1 protein-coding gene is annotated in these 529 nt (G+C 35.9%); it reads left to right on the top strand.

Annotation, left to right across the window (positions count from 1 at the left end):
- The first annotated feature begins 131 nt into the window (after window positions 1-131).
- Window positions 132-407 (top strand): hypothetical protein, encoded by a 276-nt coding sequence (locus ACY2RQ_RS19770; RefSeq protein ID WP_490114525.1) that lies wholly within the window; start codon window positions 132-134, stop codon window positions 405-407.
- The last annotated feature ends 122 nt before the right edge of the window (window positions 408-529 follow it).

The raw sequence follows: 529 nt of genomic DNA, 5'->3' as shown, positions 1-529 counted from the left end.
TAACGCCTAAATCAGGTGCGCCGTAGGCGTCACCTGGATTTACTTGTTATGCGTTGCTCTCTTTCTGAGAGATTACATCTTTAAACGTGACGTTGATAGGGCGGAATAATGAATATATCCATAAGCCAATAATGCTTACTAGCCACAGAAAACCCGAAAAAATAAAGCTAAAGATTGGCCACATTAGCAATGCAGTAGCGAGACCCATAAATCCCGTAATGGGTTCATTGTTCCATTTTACGGTTTCAGCCCCAAAAATAGCCATAATACCGAAGATTAAAAATAGTGCAAAAAAACCTCCAGCTATTCCAATGAAATATATTTTGAAAAGGGATGACTTTGATATTTTCTTAGCTGTAATTTCCACAAACTATCCAAATTATTTTCTTGAGTTAAAAGTGAAGTAGTGATTTGAATTTACGATTTTCTATTGATGCAAGGTGAGTGTATTTTTTATGATCTGCCTATAAATAAATATCCTTCATTTAATGCTGAGATTCTCGAAGTTTGACTCAAGACGCATAACGCC

It is taken from the genome of Parendozoicomonas sp. 209JJ7-1, from assembly GCF_058147085.1.
Note: the sequence above shows the minus strand (reverse complement) of the source record. Positions and strands in the feature narration are given on the sequence as shown.